The 15,926-nt window shown below is 62.9% G+C and carries 12 protein-coding genes and 3 pseudogenes; 14 read left to right on the plus strand and 1 reads right to left on the minus strand.

What is annotated here, in order from left to right; genetic code table 11:
* Positions 1–23: 23 nt before the first annotated feature.
* A complete protein-coding gene (locus tag AC0V8S_RS18480) occupies positions 24–1,223 on the minus strand; it encodes a winged helix-turn-helix domain-containing protein (RefSeq protein WP_475432721.1) in 1,200 nt (399 codons plus the stop codon).
* 334 nt (positions 1,224–1,557) lie between these two features.
* Between AC0V8S_RS18480 and AC0V8S_RS18485 the strand changes: the two genes are divergently transcribed.
* The 14 genes and pseudogenes from AC0V8S_RS18485 to AC0V8S_RS18550 all read left to right on the plus strand — a co-directional run bounded on the left by AC0V8S_RS18485 (position 1,558) and on the right by AC0V8S_RS18550 (position 15,913).
* Complete coding sequence (locus tag AC0V8S_RS18485; protein WP_475432722.1) at positions 1,558–1,923, plus strand: NADH-quinone oxidoreductase subunit A; 366 nt, start codon at positions 1,558–1,560, stop codon at positions 1,921–1,923.
* A pseudogene (locus AC0V8S_RS18490) lies at positions 1,914–2,494 on the plus strand (NuoB/complex I 20 kDa subunit family protein). Before AC0V8S_RS18485 ends, AC0V8S_RS18490 begins: the two are co-directional and overlap by 10 nt.
* A gap of 4 nt (positions 2,495–2,498) precedes the next feature.
* Positions 2,499–3,104 carry an NADH-quinone oxidoreductase subunit C gene (locus AC0V8S_RS18495; protein ID WP_183460574.1) on the plus strand — a complete coding sequence of 202 codons (606 nt, stop codon included), beginning with the start codon at positions 2,499–2,501 and terminating at the stop codon, positions 3,102–3,104.
* A 9-nt stretch (positions 3,105–3,113) separates the two neighbouring features.
* Positions 3,114–4,305 (plus strand): annotated as a pseudogene (locus AC0V8S_RS18500) (NADH-quinone oxidoreductase subunit D).
* On the plus strand, positions 4,306–5,598 hold the full coding sequence (locus AC0V8S_RS18505; protein ID WP_183460572.1) for an NADH-quinone oxidoreductase subunit E: 1,293 nt from the start codon (positions 4,306–4,308) through the stop codon (positions 5,596–5,598).
* Positions 5,599–5,608: 10 nt separating this feature from the next.
* Entirely contained in the window at positions 5,609–6,913 is a 1,305-nt protein-coding gene (gene nuoF / locus AC0V8S_RS18510) for an NADH-quinone oxidoreductase subunit NuoF (RefSeq protein ID WP_183460571.1), read from the plus strand.
* A 62-nt stretch (positions 6,914–6,975) separates the two neighbouring features.
* Positions 6,976–7,671 (plus strand): NADH-ubiquinone dehydrogenase, encoded by a 696-nt coding sequence (locus tag AC0V8S_RS18515; RefSeq protein WP_475432723.1) that lies wholly within the window; start codon positions 6,976–6,978, stop codon positions 7,669–7,671.
* Between the two features lie 73 nt (positions 7,672–7,744).
* Positions 7,745–9,826, plus strand: a complete 2,082-nt coding sequence (gene nuoG / locus AC0V8S_RS18520) for an NADH-quinone oxidoreductase subunit NuoG (RefSeq protein WP_183460567.1) — start codon at positions 7,745–7,747, stop codon at positions 9,824–9,826.
* A 2-nt stretch (positions 9,827–9,828) separates the two neighbouring features.
* Positions 9,829–10,871, plus strand: a pseudogene (gene nuoH, locus AC0V8S_RS18525) (NADH-quinone oxidoreductase subunit NuoH).
* Complete coding sequence (gene nuoI / locus AC0V8S_RS18530; RefSeq protein WP_095204089.1) at positions 10,871–11,362, plus strand: NADH-quinone oxidoreductase subunit NuoI; 492 nt, start codon at positions 10,871–10,873, stop codon at positions 11,360–11,362. The pseudogene nuoH and the gene nuoI overlap by 1 nt, the downstream one beginning before the upstream one ends.
* A gap of 130 nt (positions 11,363–11,492) precedes the next feature.
* On the plus strand, positions 11,493–12,143 hold the full coding sequence (locus AC0V8S_RS18535; protein WP_475432724.1) for an NADH-quinone oxidoreductase subunit J: 651 nt from the start codon (positions 11,493–11,495) through the stop codon (positions 12,141–12,143).
* Positions 12,116–12,424, plus strand: coding sequence for an NADH-quinone oxidoreductase subunit NuoK (nuoK, locus tag AC0V8S_RS18540; protein WP_183460565.1), 309 nt, complete (start codon positions 12,116–12,118; stop codon positions 12,422–12,424). Before AC0V8S_RS18535 ends, nuoK begins: the two co-directional genes overlap by 28 nt.
* A gap of 10 nt (positions 12,425–12,434) precedes the next feature.
* The gene (gene nuoL, locus AC0V8S_RS18545) at positions 12,435–14,408 is read left to right on the plus strand and encodes an NADH-quinone oxidoreductase subunit L (protein WP_475432726.1); all 1,974 of its coding nucleotides are present in this window, start codon (positions 12,435–12,437) and stop codon (positions 14,406–14,408) included.
* The gene (locus AC0V8S_RS18550; RefSeq protein ID WP_183460561.1) at positions 14,408–15,913 is read left to right on the plus strand and encodes an NADH-quinone oxidoreductase subunit M; all 1,506 of its coding nucleotides are present in this window, start codon (positions 14,408–14,410) and stop codon (positions 15,911–15,913) included. The genes nuoL and AC0V8S_RS18550 overlap by 1 nt, the downstream gene beginning before the upstream one ends.
* Positions 15,914–15,926 lie beyond the last annotated feature (13 nt).

Here is a 15,926-nt window from a genome sequence, read left to right on the forward strand (position 1 = left end):
TGGGCAGTGGTGTCAACGCGCGGCTACGACATGGCTATGTCGGCCAGCGCCGGGCCCAGACCGCCGGCTGGCGTCACTGCCATGCGTTCGAGCCCAAGCCAGCCCTGCATCTGTTTCAATTCCTCGAACAGTTGCGCGGCGGTTTCTGGCGGTGCGCCAGGCTCGGAGTAGGCGGCATGGACGCGCAGGACACTGGCCGGCCGGTCGGCCTTGAGGTCGACACGCGCCACGATCCGGTCGCCGAGCAGGAAGGGCAGGACGTAATAGCCGTATTGGCGCTTCTCAGCTGGCGTATAGATCTCGATGCGGTAGTGGAAATCGAACAGCCGCTCCGAGCGCGATCGTTCGAACACCACAGGGTCGAACGGCGCCAGCAAGGCGCGCGCCTCGATTTTGCGGGGCAAACGGGCATCCTTATGGAGGTAAGCCGGCTTGTCCCAGCCTTCGACCCGCACCGGCACCAGTTCGCCAGTCTCGACCAGTTCCTCCAAACGCCCCTTCATGTCGGCCGGCGACAGGCGGAAATAGTCGCGCAAATCGCTTGATGTCGCCACGCCATGGGCGCGGGCGGAAATGCGCAGCAATTCGCGATGCGCGTCCTCGGCTGATGGCACCGGCAGGTCGAGGATCGCCGGCGGCAGCACGCGTTCGGGCAAATCATAGAAGCGCTCGAAGCCGCGGCGATGCGCCGTGGTGATGCGCCCGGCCCAGAACAGCCATTCGAAGGCATGCTTGGCATGGCTCCAGCCCCACCAGCCGCCCGAACCTTTCTGGCCTTCCAGCGCCGAGGCGGCGATCGGGCCGCGTTCGGCGACCGCGCGGTAGATCTCTTCTATATAGGCGGCGTGCTCGCGGCCCCATTTGGCCAGGCCCAGATACATCTCGTCGCCTTGCTCGGCGCGCTGCATGCGCCAGCGCATCAGCGGGTAGGTCTCGACCGGCAGGAAGGAAGCCTCGTGCGCCCAGTATTCGAAGACCGTGCGCTTGCGCGTCACGGCGGCATTGTCGAGCAGAGCGAGCGGGTAGGGGCCGAGCCGCGAATAGAGCGGCATATAATGAGCGCGCACCACCGCGCTGACGGAATCGATCTGCAGCAGGCCGGTGCGCGAGAGCACGCGGGCGAAGTGGCGGCGGTCGGGCGTACCGCCAGGGCGAGGGTCGAGAAATCCTTGAGCGGCGAGCGCGATGCGCCGGGCGGTGGCAAGCGAGATCTTTTCCTTCATGCAGCTGTCACTCTAAGGGCGTCCAGGTCGAGGGTCCGATGGGTGATTCCGGCCCATGCTAGCAGGGTTTTGGCGGCAACCCTGTCAGGAGAGAAAAGTGGAGTGAAAAGCGAAGGAAATCAAACAGGAGCGGATCGGACCAGTTTCTCCGGATATGGCGTCCAGGTCCGCGTTTTGAACAAGGTTTGACTTGCTTCGCTGGAAGTGCTGCGCTAACCCTCGCCGCGTTGCAGCATAGGCCCCTTAAAACGGTTCAGCGGTTAATCTGTCACGCTTCCGCATTAAGGTCCGGTGCTGTAATCAAAGTGGATTGGCGCCAACGGAAAGCCGCTGCATGAACGCACTCCTCAGTTCGTACCTGCCCATCGTCCTGTTCATCGGCGTGGCGCTGGTCGTCGGCCTGGCGCTGCTGGCCGCACCGTTCCTGCTGGCCTACCGCAATCCCGATCCGGAAAAGCTTTCCGCCTACGAGTGCGGTTTCAACTCGTTCGACGATGCCCGCATGAAATTCGACATCCGCTTCTACCTGGTGTCGATCCTGTTCATCATCTTCGATCTCGAAGTGGCCTTCCTGTTTCCCTGGGCCGTCTCCTTCTCGAAGATCGGCATGCTCGGCTTCTGGTCGATGATGGTGTTTTTGGCAGTGCTGACCATCGGCTTTGCCTATGAATGGAAAAAAGGAGCGCTGGAATGGGATTGAACGACAGTTCAGGCACCCTCGTCGCGCCGAAGCCGAAGGGTATCATCGATCCCAACACCGGCAGGCCGGTGGGGGAGGACGATCCCTTCTTCCTCGAAATCAACAATGAGCTTGCCGACAAGGGTTTTCTGGTCACCTCGACCGAGGCGCTGATCACTTGGGCGCGCTCGGGCTCGCTGATGTTCATGACCTTCGGTCTGGCGTGCTGCGCCGTCGAGATGATCCACACCTCGATGCCGCGCTACGACTCGGAGCGCTTCGGCGTCGCGCCGCGCGCGTCGCCGCGCCAGTCCGACATCATGATCGTCGCCGGCACGCTGACCAACAAGATGGCGCCGGCGCTGCGCAAGGTCTACGACCAGATGCCGGAGCCGCGCTACGTCATCTCGATGGGCTCCTGCGCCAATGGCGGCGGCTATTACCACTATTCCTATTCGGTGGTGCGCGGCTGCGACCGCGTCGTGCCGGTCGACATCTATGTGCCCGGCTGCCCGCCGAGCGCCGAAGCTTTGCTCTACGGCATTCTTCTCCTGCAGAAGAAATTCGCCGCACCGGCACGATCGAACGGTAAATCCATGGCCGCATCCCTTAGCGAACTGTCGACCTATCTCGGCGAGAAGCTGATCGGCCGCGTCACTGACGCGGCGATCGCCTATGGCGAGCTGACCATTCATGTCGAGACGCGCGATCTGGTCGAGGTGATGACCTTCCTGCGCGACGATGCGCGCTGCCAGTTCATCTCGATCATCGATGTCTGCGGCGCCGATTATCCGTCGCGCGCCAAGCGCTTCGACGTCGTCTATCACCTGTTGTCGCCGAAACAGAATGTGCGCATCCGCGTCAAGGTGCAGGCCGACGAGGAGACGATGGTGCCGTCGATCACCGGCGTCTATCCCGGTGCCGACTGGTTCGAGCGCGAGACCTACGATCTCTATGGCGTGCTGTTCTCCGGCCATCCCGACCTGCGCCGCCTGCTGACCGATTACGGCTTCGAAGGCCATCCGCTGCGCAAGGATTTCCCGCTCACCGGCTTCGTCGAAGTGCGTTACGACGACGAAGCCAAGCGCGTCATCTACGAGCCGGTGGAACTCAAGCAGGAATTCCGCAATTTCGATTTTCTTTCCCCTTGGGAAGGCACGGACTATGTGCTGCCCGGGGACGAAAAAGCCAAGACGAATTGAGGCGCCAGAATGGCTGAAACCTCCGTCCGCAATTTCAACATCAATTTCGGGCCGCAACACCCTGCGGCGCACGGCGTTTTGCGCCTCGTGCTGGAGCTCGACGGCGAAGTCGTCGATCGCGTCGATCCGCATATCGGCCTGCTGCATCGCGGCACCGAAAAGCTGATCGAGGCAAAAACCTATCTGCAGGCGGTGCCTTATCTCGACCGGCTCGACTATTTGCGCGCCGATGAACCAGGAGCACGCCTTCGCGCTTGCCGCCGAGCGCCTGCTCGGCATCGAGGTGCCGAGGCGCGGCCAGCTGATCCGCGTGCTTTATTGCGAAATCGGCCGCATCATGTCGCACATCCTCAATGTGACGACGCAGGCGATGGATGTCGGCGCGCTGACGCCGCCGCTGTGGGGCTTCGTCGAGCGCGAAAAGCTGATGGTGTTTTATGAGCGCGCCTCCGGATCGCGCATGCATGCCGCCTATTTCCGCCCCGGCGGCGTCCACCAGGATCTGCCGCGCCAGCTGGTCGAGGACATCGGCAAGTGGATCGACCCGTTCCTGAAGTCGATCGACGACCTCGATCGTCTGCTGACCGGCAACCGCATCTTCAAGCAGCGCAATGTCGATATCGGCATCGTCTCATTGGCCGATGCCTGGGCCTGGGGCTTTTCCGGCGTCATGGTGCGCGGTTCGGGGGCGCCTTGGGACCTGCGCAAGTCGCAGCCCTATGAATGCTATTCGGAAATGGATTTCGACATCCCGATCGGCAAGAACGGCGACTGCTACGACCGTTACCTCGTGCGCATGGAAGAGATGCGCCAGTCGGCACGGATCATGCGCCAGTGCGTCGATCTCTTGCTCGGCAAGGAAAGCACCGGCCCGGTGTCCAATCTCGATGGTAAGGTGGTGCCGCCGAAGCGCCAGGCAATGAAGCGGTCGATGGAAGCGCTCATCCATCACTTCAAGCTCTACACCGAGGGCTACCGTGTGCCGGCCGGCGAGGTCTATGCGGCCGTCGAGGCGCCGAAGGGCGAATTCGGCGTCTATCTGGTCTCCGACGGCTCGAACAAGCCGTACCGCTGCAAGCTGCGCGCTCCCGGTTTCGCGCATCTGCAAGCCATGGATTTCCTCTGCCGCGGCCATATGCTGGCCGACGTCACCGCCGTTCTCGGCTCCCTCGACATCGTGTTTGGTGAGGTCGATCGCTAAATGTCAGTCCGCCGTCTCGCAGAAGCCAGCGTCCAGCCAGCCTCCTTCGCCTTCAACCGGGCGAATGCGGCCGCGGCTAAGCAATGGATCAAGAAGTACCCGAAAGGCCGCGAGCAGTCGGCGATCATTCCCTTGCTGATGATCGCGCAGGAGCAGGAAGGCTGGGTCACCAAGGCGGCGATCGAGACGATCTCGGACATGCTCGGCATGCCGCGCATCCGCGGGCTCGAAGTCGCGACCTTCTACACGCAATACCAGCTCAATCCGGTCGGCACTCGCGCCCACATCCAGGTCTGCGGCACCACGCCCTGCATGCTGCGCGGTTCGGAAGCGCTGATGGATGTCTGCCGCTCGAAGATCCATCACGACCAATTCCACACCAACGACAAGGGCACCTTGTCTTGGGAAGAGGTCGAGTGTCTCGGCGCCTGCGTCAATGCGCCGATGGTCATGGTGTTCAAGGATACGTTCGAGGACCTGACGCCGGAACGGCTGGCTGAAATCATCGATCTCTATGATGCGGGCAAGGGCGCCTCGGTGGCGCCGGGACCGCAGAATGGCCGCACCGGCTCGGAGCCGGCCTCCGGCCTGACGACGCTGAAGAGCGAAAAGGCGATCCTGAAGTCGACCCGCGACAAGGAAGCCAAGGCGGCGACCAAGGCGGCCAAGGATGCGGCCGCTACTGCTCCGGCCCCGGCTGCTCCTGCAGCGCAAGCACCTGCTGCTGCCGCTCCTGTCGCGCCGTCCAATGCCAGCAAGCCGAAGACCGATGCGCCTGAAACCAGCCCGGCCCTGAAGACGCCCTCGGCCACCAAGGTGGCGCCGGCGGTGGAGACGGCGGCGAGCGTTTCGGCACCGCCGCATTCGGCCGCCAACGCCAATACGGCGGCGCCGGAAGTCGAGCAGGTCTCCAAGCAGCGCAACGGGCCGACGGCAAAGGCCGAACCGGTCACTGCCTTCAAGGCGCCGGAAGCCAAGACGCCGGCGGCAAAGCCGGCGAAACCGTCGCTGGAGGACAAGAACCGCCCGGCCGGTATCGACAGGCCGGCCGCGGTCGACGATCTCAAGCTGATCTCCGGCGTCGGCCCGAAGATCGAGGGCGTCCTGCATACGCTGGGCATCTTCACTTTCGCGCAGGTCGCGTCGTGGAAGAAGGCCGAGCGCGATTGGGTGGACGGGTATCTTTCCTTCCACGGCCGCATCGAGCGCGACGACTGGGTCAAGCAGGCCAAGGCGCTCGCCAAGGGCGGCGTCGCCGAATACATCCGCGTTTTCGGCAAGAAGCCGGTCTGAGAGACGAAAAATGCTTCAGGACAAAGACCGCATCTTCACCAACATCTACGGCCTGTTCGACAAGTCGCTGGCCGGCGCCATGGCACGCGGCGCCTGGGACAACACGCCCGGCATCGTTGCCAAGGGGCGCGAATGGATCGTCAACGAGATGAAGGCGTCTGGCCTGCGCGGCCGTGGCGGCGCCGGCTTCCCGACTGGGCTGAAATGGTCGTTCATGCCCAAGCAGAGCGACGGCCGGCCGAGCTATCTGGTCATCAATGCCGACGAATCCGAGCCCGGCACCTGCAAGGACCGCGACATCCTGCGCAACGACCCGCACACGCTGGTCGAAGGCGCGTTGCTCGCTGGCTTTGCCATGGGCGCGATTGCCGCCTACATCTATGTGCGCGGCGAGTTCATCAGGGAGCGCGAGGCGCTGCAGCGCGCCATCGAGGAGGCCTATGAGGCCAAGCTGATCGGCAAGGGCAACACTTCAGGCTACGATTTCGACGTCTACATGCATCACGGCGCCGGCGCCTATATCTGCGGCGAAGAGACCGCACTGCTGGAAAGCCTCGAAGGCAAGAAGGGTCAGCCCAGGCTGAAGCCGCCATTCCCGGCCAATGTCGGCTTGTACGGTTGTCCGACAACCGTGAACAACGTCGAATCGATCGCGGTGGCGCCGACCATCCTGCGCCGCGGCGCGGCCTGGTTCTCGTCCTTTGGCCGGCCCAACAATGTCGGCACCAAGCTGTTCTGCGTCTCCGGCCACGTCAACAATCCGTGCACCGTCGAAGAGGCGATGTCGATCCCGTTCCGCGAGCTCATCGAAACGCATTGCGGCGGCATCCGAGGCGGCTGGGACAATCTGCTGGCGGTCATTCCGGGCGGCGCCTCGGTGCCGCTGGTGCCGGCCGAGCAGATCATCGACACGCCGATGGATTTCGACGCGCTGCGCGACCTCAAATCCGGCCTCGGCACGGCGGCCGTCATCGTCATGGACAAGTCGACCGACGTCGTGAAGGCGATTGCCCGGTTGTCCTACTTCTACAAGCATGAGAGCTGCGGCCAATGCACGCCATGCCGCGAAGGCACCGGCTGGATGTGGCGGGTGATGGAGCGGCTGGTGCGCGGCGAGGCGCAGAAGCGCGAGATCGACATGCTGCTCGACGTCACCAAGCAGGTCGAGGGCCACACGATCTGCGCGCTGGGCGACGCCGCGGCATGGCCGATCCAGGGCCTGATGCGGCATTTCCGCGGCGAGGTGGAGCGCCGCATCGACGAGTTTTCGCGCAACGCGCACCGCGCCGAACCGGTGATGGTGGCGGCGGAATAGACGAATTTGTGAGTTTGGGAATAACGGGGCGGGGCGAGCGAAGAAACGACGAGGAGAACTCTATGGCGGCGTATTCGACACCCTACCCAATGATGCTCAATTTGGACCAGATCGAGAAGATGAACCAGGACCTGACCAGGATGATGCCGAAGGAGATGGCCAGCGCCATCAACCTTTTCGTGCATCCTGTCGCGGGTGCGGCGGCGATGTCGGCGCTCGGTATCGGGCTTGCCAACCACGCCTTCGGCGTCTGGCTGGGCGCGCTCACAGGAGCCGCCGAGGCATCACAGCGCCTGATGCAGCCTCTGATCGAGGATTTCGAGGCGCGCGTCGGGAGTTTCGACGACACAAGCGTCCCCGCCACCAAAGCGCGAGCGACAACGAAAACCCTGATTGCCGAGGCGCAGTCCTTTGCGCAGGAGGTCACCGATATCGCCGCCAAGGAAGCCGCCACCATGGCGCCTGCGGTGAATGTCGCTCCGGCAACAAGCGAGGCAGCCGACGTGCTGCTGCCCGAGGATTTCAGGCAGCCCAAGGCCATGGACAAGCCGGCGAAACCGTCTGACCTCAAGGCGATATCGGGTATTGGCCCGAAGCTGGAAAAGGTGCTCAACGGGCTTGGCATATGGACATATGCCCAGATCGCCGCCTGGTCGACGCAGGAGATCGCCTGGGTCGACGATTATCTGTCGTTCAACGGCCGCATCGGCCGCGATGACTGGACTGCCCAGGCGGCTGTGCTGGCCGCAAAGAAGTGAATGAAATGCCGGGCGCTGCGTCTGCCGCGCCCGGGAAATGAGATTGCGGGAAATCCGCAGGGGTTTGAAGCGAATGGCAAAGCTCAAGGTCGACGGGAAAGAGATCACTGTACCCGACCACTACACGCTGCTGCAGGCGGCGGAAGACGCGGGCGCGGAAGTGCCGCGCTTCTGCTTCCATGAGCGGCTGTCGATCGCCGGCAATTGCCGCATGTGCCTGATCGAGGTGAAGGGCGGGCCGCCCAAGCCGCAGGCTTCCTGCGCCATGGGCGTGCGCGATTTGCGCCCCGGCCCGAATGGCGAGCCGCCGGAAATCTTCACCAACACGCCGATGGTCAAGAAGGCCCGGGAAGGCGTGATGGAGTTCCTGCTGATCAACCATCCGCTGGACTGCCCGATCTGCGACCAGGGCGGCGAGTGTGACCTGCAGGACCAGGCGATGGCCTTTGGTGTCGATTCCTCGCGCTATCACGAGAACAAGCGCGCCGTCGAAGACAAGTATATCGGCCCGCTGGTCAAGACGGTGATGAACCGCTGCATCCACTGCACGCGCTGCGTCCGCTTCACCACCGAGGTTGCCGGCATTTCCGAGCTCGGCCTGATCGGCCGCGGCGAGGATGCCGAGATCACCACCTATCTCGAACAGGCGATGACCTCGGAATTGCAGGGCAATGTCATCGATCTCTGCCCGGTCGGCGCGCTGACCTCCAAGCCCTTCGCCTTCCAGGCGCGGCCGTGGGAGCTGACCAAGACCGAATCCATCGACGTGATGGACGCGGTCGGCTCGGCGATCCGTATCGACAGCAGAGGCCGCGAAGTGATGCGCATCCTGCCGCGCGTCAACGAGCAGGTCAACGAGGAGTGGATCTCCGACAAGACCCGCTTCATCTGGGACGGATTACGCACGCAGCGCCTCGACCGACCCTATGTGCGCAAGGACGGCAAGCTGGTTCCGGCGAGCTGGGCTGAAGCCTTCGGTGCAATCAAGGACGCGGTGTCGAAGACGACGCCCGAGAAGATCGGCGCCATATCAGGCGATCTCGCCGCGGTCGAGGAAATCTACGCGCTGAAGCTGTTGATGGCTTCGCTCGGTTCGAAGAACACCGACTGCCGCCAGGATGGCGCAGCCCTTGATCCGGCGCTCGGCCGCGCCAGCTACATCTTCAACCCGACCATCGAAGGCATCGAGCAGGCCGACGCGGTGTTGATCATCGGCGCCAATCCGCGCTTCGAAGCCTCGGTGCTCAACGCCCGCATCCGCAAGCGCTGGCGGGTCGGCAATCTGCCGGTCGGCGTCATCGGCGATGTCGGCGACACGCGCTACGAATATGAACTGCTCGGCGCCGGACCGGATTCGCTCAAGGATCTGGCCGACGGCAATGGCAAGTTCTTCGAGACGCTGAAGAAGGCGACGCATCCGCTGATCATTGTCGGCCAGGGCGCGCTGGCGCGTGCCGATGGCACGGCTGTGCTCGGCCAGGCGGCGAAGCTCGCAGCTTCCGTCAACGCCGCCCGCGCCGACTGGAACGGCTTTGCCGTGCTGCACAATGCGGCGGCCAGAGTCGGCGGCCTCGATCTCGGCTTCGTGCCGGGCGAGGGCGGCAAGGATGTTGCCGGCATGCTGGGCGAAACGGACGTGCTGTTCCTGCTCGGCGCCGACGAGATCGACATGGGCAAGACCGGCGGCGCCTTCGTCGTCTATGTCGGCACCCATGGCGACCAGGGCGCGCACCGCGCCAATGTCATCCTGCCGGCGGCCGCCTACACCGAAAAGTCGGGTACCTACGTCAACACCGAAGGGCGCGTGCAGCAGACCAACCGCGCCGGCTTCGCACCGGGAGATGCGCGCGAGGACTGGGCAATCCTGAGAGCCCTGTCGGATGTGCTCGGCAAGAAGCTGCCGTTCGATTCGCTGCCGCAGCTGCGCGCGAAACTCTATGGCGAATACCCGCATCTGGCCCGCATCGATCAGGTCGCGGCCGGCAATGCCGAGGATATCGCCAATGTGGCGAAACTCGGCGGGCGGCTGAACAAGGGCACCTTCACCTCACCGGTCAAGGATTTCTACCTGACCAACCCGATCGCGCGGGCGTCCGCCGTGATGGCGGAATGCTCGGCACTGGCCAAGAGCGGCTTCAAGCAGGCGGCGGAATAAGCATGGACACCTTCTTCTCCTTCTACGTGCTGCCGGCGCTGCTGATCCTCTTGAAGTCAGTCGTGCTGATCGTGGTGCTGCTGGTCTTCGTCGCCTACATCCTCTACGCCGACCGCAAGATCTGGGCGGCGGTGCAGTTGCGCCGCGGCCGAACGTCGTCGGCCCCTGGGGCACGCTGCAGGCCTTCGCCGATCTGTTGAAGTTCGTCTTCAAGGAACCGGTCATCCCGTCCGGCGCCAACAAGGGCGTGTTCCTTTTGGCCCCGCTGGTGTCGGCGGTGCTGGCGATCTCGGCCTGGGCCGTCATTCCGGTCAACCAGGGGTGGGCGATCGCCAACGTCAATGTCGGCATCCTCTACGTCTTCGCCATCTCTTCGCTCGAGGTCTATGGCGTGATCATGGGCGGCTGGGCGTCCAACTCGAAATATCCGTTCCTCGGCGCGCTGCGTTCGGCGGCGCAGATGGTGTCCTACGAAGTCTCGATCGGCTTCGTTATCGTTACCGTGTTGCTCACCGCCGGTTCGCTCAACCTCAGCGATATCGTGCTGTCGCAGCAGGGTGGAATTGGCACGCGGCTTGGCCTGCCCAACACGTTCCTCGACTGGAACTGGCTGGCGCTGTTCCCGATGTTCATCATCTTCTTCATCTCGGCGCTGGCCGAGACGAACCGGCCGCCTTTCGATCTGGTGGAAGCCGAATCGGAACTCGTCGCCGGCCACATGGTCGAATATTCGTCGACGCCGTTCCTGCTGTTCTTCCTCGGCGAGTATGTCGCCATCGTCTTGATGTGCGCGCTGGCCACCATCCTGTTCCTCGGCGGCTGGCTGCCGCCCTTCGACTTCGCGCCCTTCACCTGGGTGCCCGGTGTCATCTGGTTCGTGCTGAAGGTCTGCTTCGTGTTCTTCGGCATCTCCATGGTGAAGGCCTTCGTGCCGCGCTACCGCTACGACCAGCTGATGCGGCTGGGCTGGAAAGTGTTCCTGCCGATCTCGCTGTTCATGGTGGTCGCCACCGCAGCCTTCCTCAAGATCACGGGGTTTGCGTGATGTCCGCTCTCGGCCAAGCCGCCAAATCGCTGCTGCTGCAGGATTTCGTCAGCGCCTTCTTCCTGTCGATGCGCCAGTTCTTCGCGCCGAAGGAGACGATCAACTATCCGCACGAGAAGGGGCCGACCAGCCCGCGCTTCCGGGGCGAGCATGCGTTGCGCCGCTATCCCAATGGCGAGGAACGCTGCATCGCCTGCAAATTGTGCGAGGCGATCTGCCCGGCGCAGGCCATCACCATCGAGGCCGGCCCGCGCCGCAATGACGGCACCCGCCGCACGGTGCGTTATGACATCGACATGGTGAAGTGCATCTATTGCGGCTTCTGCCAGGAAGCCTGCCCGGTCGACGCCATTGTCGAGGGGCCGAATTTCGAATTCGCGACGGAGACGCGCGAGGAACTCTACTACGACAAGGACAAGCTGTTGGCGAATGGCGACCGGTGGGAGCGCGAGCTGGCGCGCAACATCTCGCTGGACTCGCCCTACCGCTGATATTTGACGCATGGACGGGGCGAGGGGCCTCGTCTAAGGACACAACGAAACTTGCCGACCGGAGGCGGTGGCAAGCAAGATCGGGCAGGACGCAAGCGTCGTGTCCGGACAGGAACCCGGGGGAACCCCAATGCTGAGTGGACTAGAGGCGGCCTTTTTCTACCTCTTCGCCTTTGTCGCCGTGGCGTCGGCGTTCATGGTCATTTCGTCGCGCAACCCCGTGCATTCGGTGCTGTTCCTGATCCTGACCTTCTTCAACGCCGCCGGCCTGTTCATGCTGACCGGCGCCGAGTTCCTGGCGATGATCCTGCTCGTCGTCTATGTCGGCGCGGTCATGGTGCTGTTCCTGTTCGTCGTCATGATGCTCGACGTCGATTTCGCCGAGATGAAGGAAGGCGCCCTGCAATACGCGCCGATCGGCGCGCTGGTCGGGCTGATCCTGGCGGCGGAGCTGATCGTGGTGCTGGGCGGTTACACATTCGCACCGAAGCTGGCCGCGACGGTTTCGAAGCCTATTCCCGATCTCGCCGCGCGCTCGAACACGGCCGCACTCGGCGACATCCTCTATACCGACTACCTCTACTACTTCCAGATTTCGGGCCTCATCCTGCTGGTTGCCATGATCGGCGCCATCGTGCTGACGCTGCGCCACAAGGAAGGGGTCAAGCGGCAGTCGATCGCAGCCCAGGTCGGCCGCACGCCGGCCACCGGCATGGAAATCCGCAAGGTCAAGTCGGGCGAAGGAGTTCTGAGATGGTCGTCGGCATCGCGCATTATCTGACCGTATCGGCGATCCTGTTCACACTCGGCGTGTTCGGCATCTTCCTGAACCGCAGGAACATCATCGTCATCCTGATGTCGATCGAGCTGATCCTGCTCGCGGTCAACATCAATTTCGTCGCCTTTTCGGCGGCGCTGCATGACCTCGTCGGCCAGGTGTTCGCGCTGTTCGTGCTGACGGTCGCTGCCGCCGAGGCTGCCATCGGACTTGCCATTCTCGTCGTCTTCTTCCGCAACCGCGGCTCGATCGCGGTCGAAGACGTGAACATGATGAAGGGTTGACGGAACCACCATGTATCAGGCCATCGTCTTCCTTCCACTGCTCGGCTTCCTGATCGTCGGCCTGTTCGGCACGTCGCTCGGCGCCAAGGCATCCGAATACATCACCTCCGGCTTCCTGGTGATTTCGGCGGTGCTGTCGTGGGTTGCCTTCTTCAGCGTCGGTTTCGGCCATGGTGAGGTGTTCACCGTGCCGGTGCTGCGCTGGATCCAGTCCGGCGGGCTCGAAGCACCCTGGGCGCTGCGCATCGACACGCTGACGGTGGTGATGCTGGTGGTGGTCAACACCGTGTCGGCGCTGGTTCATATCTATTCGATCGGCTACATGCACCACGATCCGAACCGGCCGCGCTTCTTCGCCTATCTGTCGCTGTTCACCTTCGCCATGCTGATGCTGGTGACGGCCGACAACCTCGTGCAGATGTTCTTCGGCTGGGAAGGGGTGGGCCTCGCGTCCTATCTGCTGATCGGCTTCTGGTACAAGAAGCCGTCCGCCAATGCCGCCGCCATCAAGGCCTTCGTCGTCAACCGCGTCGGAGATTTCGGCTTCGCTCTCGGCATTTTCGGCGTGTTCGTGCTGTTCGGTTCGGTTAATCTCGGCACCATCTTCGCCAACGCAGCAACGTTCATCCCGGCTGAAGGCGCGCCGCAAGGTGCGGCCGTGCTGACCTTCCTCGGCCATGCGCTGGACAAGCAGACGGCGATGACCGTCGTGTGTCTGCTGCTGTTCATGGGTGCCATGGGCAAGTCGGCGCAGGTGCCGCTGCACACCTGGCTGCCGGACGCCATGGAAGGCCCGACGCCGGTCTCCGCACTCATCCATGCCGCCACCATGGTGACGGCGGGCGTGTTCATGCTGGCGCGGCTGTCGCCGCTGTTCGAACTGTCGCATTCGGCGCTGACCGTGGTGACCTTCATCGGCGCCTTCACCGCCTTCTTCGCGGCGACCGTCGGTCTCGTGCAAAACGACATCAAACGCGTCATCGCCTATTCGACCTGCTCGCAGCTCGGTTACATGTTCGTGGCGCTCGGCGTCGGCGCCTATGGCGCTGCGATCTTCCATCTGTTCACGCATGCCTTCTTCAAGGCGCTGCTGTTCCTTGGTTCGGGCTCGGTCATCCATGCCGTCTCCGACGAGCAGGACATGCGCAAGATGGGTGGCCTGCGGAAGCTGATCCCGACCACCTACTGGATGATGGTGATCGGCACGCTGGCGCTGACCGGCGTCGGCATTCCTGTGACGGTCATCGGCACCGCCGGCTTCTTCTCCAAGGACGCGATCATCGAAAGCGCCTTTGCCGGACATAACTCGGTCGCCGGCTTTGCCTTTATCCTGCTGGTCATCGCCGCCTGCTTCACCTCCTTCTATTCCTGGCGGCTGATCTTCATGACCTTCCACGGCGAACCGCGGGCGAGCCATGAGGTGATGCACCACGTGCATGAATCGCCGCCGGTGATGCTGGTGCCGCTGTTCATCCTGGCCGCCGGCGCGCTGTTTGCCGGCATCATCTTCCACAATTCGTTTATCGGCGAAGGCTATGCCGAGTTCTGGAAGGCGTCGTTGTTCACGCTGCCAAACAATCACATCCTGCACGACATCGAAGAACTGCCGCTGTGGGTCGAGCTGTCGCCCTTCATCGCCATGCTGATCGGCTTCGCGCTGGCCTGGAAGTTCTACATCCGCTCGCCGGAAATGCCGGTGACCCTTGCGAAGCAGAATCGCGGGCTTTACGCCTTCCTGCTCAACAAGTGGTATTTCGACGAGCTTTACGACTTCCTGTTCGTTGGCCCGGCCAAGCGCCTCGGCCATTTCCTGTGGAAGACCGGTGACGGCACCATCATCGACGGGCTCGGGCCGGACGGCATTTCGGCGCGCGTCGTCGATGTCACCAACCGCGTCGTCAAGCTGCAGACCGGCTACCTCTACCACTATGCCTTCGCCATGCTGATCGGCGTTGCCGCACTCGTCACCTGGATGATGCTCTGATGACCGCCTGGCCAATCCTCTCGCTGGTCACCTTCCTGCCGCTGGTTGGTGTGCTGCTGATCCTGTTCATAAGGGATGACAGCGAAAACGCGCGCCGCAACATCCGCTCCATTGCGCTGTTGACGACGACGGCCACGTTCATCATCTCGCTGTTCATCTGGACCGGCTTCGACAATTCGCAGGCCGGCTTCCAGTTCGTCGAGAAATTCGCCTGGCTCGACTCCGGCATTTCCTACCATATGGGCGTCGACGGCATTTCCATGCTGTTCGTCATCCTGACGACCTTCCTGATGCCGCTCTGCATCCTGGCGTCATGGGAAGCGATCGAGAAGCGCGTCAAGGCCTATATGATCGCCTTCCTGCTGCTCGAGACGCTGATGATCGGCGTGTTCTGCGCGCTCGATATCGTGCTGTTCTACGTCTTCTTCGAAGCCGGTCTGATCCCGATGTTCATCATCATCGGCGTCTGGGGCGGCAAGCGGCGCGTCTATGCCTCGTTCAAGTTCTTCCTCTATACGCTCGCCGGCTCGGTGCTGATGCTGCTTGCCATCATGGCGATGTTCTATCAGTCCGGCACGACCGACATCCCGACGCTGTTGACGCACCAATTCCCGGCCAACATGCAGACATGGCTATGGCTCGCCTTCTTTGCCTCCTTCGCGGTGAAGATGCCGATGTGGCCGGTGCATACCTGGTTGCCGGATGCCCACGTCGAGGCGCCGACGGCAGGTTCGGTCATCCTGGCCGCCATTCTCCTGAAAATGGGTGGGTACGGCTTCCTGCGCTTCTCGCTGCCGATGTTCCCGTTGGCATCCGAAATGTTCGCGCCGCTGGTCTTCACGCTGTCGGTCGTCGCCATCATCTACACCTCGCTGGTGGCGCTGATGCAGGAGGACATGAAGAAGCTGATCGCCTATTCGTCTGTCGCCCATATGGGCTTCGTCACCATGGGCATCTTCGCCATGAACCAGGAAGGCGTGCAGGGCGCGATCTTCCAGATGCTCAGCCATGGCCTCGTGTCGGGCGCGCTGTTCCTTTGTGTGGGCGTCATCTATGATCGCATGCACACGCGTGAGATCGCCGCCTATGGCGGGCTGGTCAACAACATGCCGAAATACGCCACCGTTTTCATGGTCTTTACCATGGCCAATGTCGGCCTGCCGGGCACCAGCGGCTTCGTCGGCGAGTTCCTGACCATGCTTGGCGTGTTCCGGGTCAACACCTGGGTGGCGTTCTTCGCTGCCACCGGCGTCATCCTGTCGGCGGCCTACGCGCTCTGGCTCTATCGCCGGGTGATTTTCGGCGCGCTGACCAAGGACAGCCTGAAGAACCTGCTCGACCTGTCGCCGCGCGAGAAGTTCATCATCTACCCGCTGGTCGTGCTGGTCATCTTCTTTGGCGTCTATCCCGCTCCCGTCTTCGATGCGACGGCCCAATCGGTCAAGTCGCTCGTCACCAATGTCACCGCATCCATCGGCGCCGCGCAGACCGCGGCGGCGAACTGACCAGAGGTTTTGC

It is taken from the genome of Mesorhizobium oxytropidicola (genome assembly GCF_056174625.1).